Source organism: Zavarzinella formosa DSM 19928 (assembly GCF_000255705.1).
GTDB lineage: Bacteria > Planctomycetota > Planctomycetia > Gemmatales > Gemmataceae > Zavarzinella > Zavarzinella formosa.
Genome location: NZ_AIAB01000543.1, coordinates 1 through 1,299, shown reverse-complemented (window position 1 = coordinate 1,299; position 1,299 = coordinate 1). Strand labels below are relative to the sequence as shown.

Sequence of the window (1,299 nt, the reverse complement as noted above, 5' to 3'; positions counted from 1 at the left end):
AAGTATTCACTGCCGACGAACTAGCATAATGCCCCAATGACCAATCATGAACTATATCGGCTCAAGAGAAATCATACTCGATCCAGTTCGGTCATTGGTCATTCCGAGTTCCGGGTTCCGGGTTCCGAGTCGGATGCTAATTCCTGAAAAAACTTTCCACTCGTGTCGTCATCCTCCCAATGACACCCGCGTTGCTTGGTGAACTGCTCGGTCGGCTGGGGCCGACACTCACGCTCTTCGCCCGGCAATATACGCTGGCGGCGGAGGACGCGGTTCAGGATGCGTTCGTGCGGCTGGCCGGTCAACGAGCGGCGCCGGACAATCCGGAGGCGTGGTTGTTTCGCACGGTGCGGAACCGGGCCTTGGATCTTCGCAAGACGGAAGCCCGGCGCAAACGCCGGGAGGCAGACCATCGACCGGCCGCGTGGTTCGTGGAGTCATCGGTTGATGGCTTGGATGCCTCGGTCGCCGTTGTGGCGTTGCAACGGTTGCCGGAAACCGAGCGGGATGTCATCATCGCCCGGCTTTGGGGCGGGCTGACGCTGGCCGAAATCGCGGCGGCGTTTGATTGTTCCACGGCGACGGCCCATCGCCGATACGAGGCGGGTCTTGCCCGGCTTCGCCAACTGTTGGGGGAAGCATGTCCGAATCCGTAGACCCAATCACGAAACTTGTTCGCCTCACTCCCGGCCGGGGCGGGCTGGATCGCGATGCCGTGATGTTCGCCGCCGGCCGAGGATCGGTTCGGCCGTCACGCCTCTGGCCCGCCATCGCCGGATTGTTGGCAATCTCCCAAGTCGTGACGCTTTGCCTCTTGTGGCCAAAATCGCCGGAACCCGTGTTGCCGCCGCCCGTGACGCCCGTCATGATTGCCCTGCCGCCGGAAGAAGCGCCGCCCGTGTCGCCGACGCCGGGGTCGATCTTGTGGTATCGCACCGACGGCAACCGCCCGGTTTCATCGCCCGTCGCCGGCCATGTCCTTGCCTCGAACGGCCCCCCGATGCGGGCCGGCTCCCATCAGTGGGACTGACTGAAAACTGAGGATTCTTCAAAAGCAGGATCTGTTAAATCTTTCTGACAGATCCAAGCGACTTGTTTTCGCCCCAAGGGGGCGCTCGAAAATAGCCAGGGGCGGCCTCCGCCCCTGGAATCTCACCGTGGAATGGTTTCTGCCCCAACGGGGCAGCACTTGCTGGTTGTGCCACCCCGTTGGGGTGGACTGTTTTTAGTCGTCTATTGTCCAGGGGCGGAAGCCGCCCCTGGCTATTTTCGAGCGCCCCCTTGGGGCGAAAACCGATC

Annotated in this window: 2 protein-coding genes; both read left to right on the top strand. The window is 62.0% G+C overall.

Features of this window, described 5'->3' with window-relative positions; genetic code table 11:
* The first annotated feature begins 179 nt into the window (after positions 1-179).
* Positions 180-656 carry an RNA polymerase sigma factor gene (locus BGIM_RS0100595; RefSeq protein ID WP_020467901.1) on the top strand — a complete coding sequence of 159 codons (477 nt, stop codon included), beginning with the start codon at positions 180-182 and terminating at the stop codon, positions 654-656.
* Positions 641-1,030, top strand: a complete 390-nt coding sequence (locus BGIM_RS0100590; protein WP_020467900.1) for a hypothetical protein — start codon at positions 641-643, stop codon at positions 1,028-1,030. The genes BGIM_RS0100595 and BGIM_RS0100590 overlap by 16 nt, the downstream gene beginning before the upstream one ends.
* The last annotated feature ends 269 nt before the right edge of the window (positions 1,031-1,299 follow it).

What these genes read in the sequence shown, in the direction of transcription:
- BGIM_RS0100595 (WP_020467901.1), top strand. Translation starts at nt 180, where the DNA reads ATGACACCCGCGTTGCTTGGTGAACTGCTCGGTCGGCTGGGGCCGACA.
- BGIM_RS0100590 (WP_020467900.1), top strand. Translation starts at nt 641, where the DNA reads ATGTCCGAATCCGTAGACCCAATCACGAAACTTGTTCGCCTCACTCCC.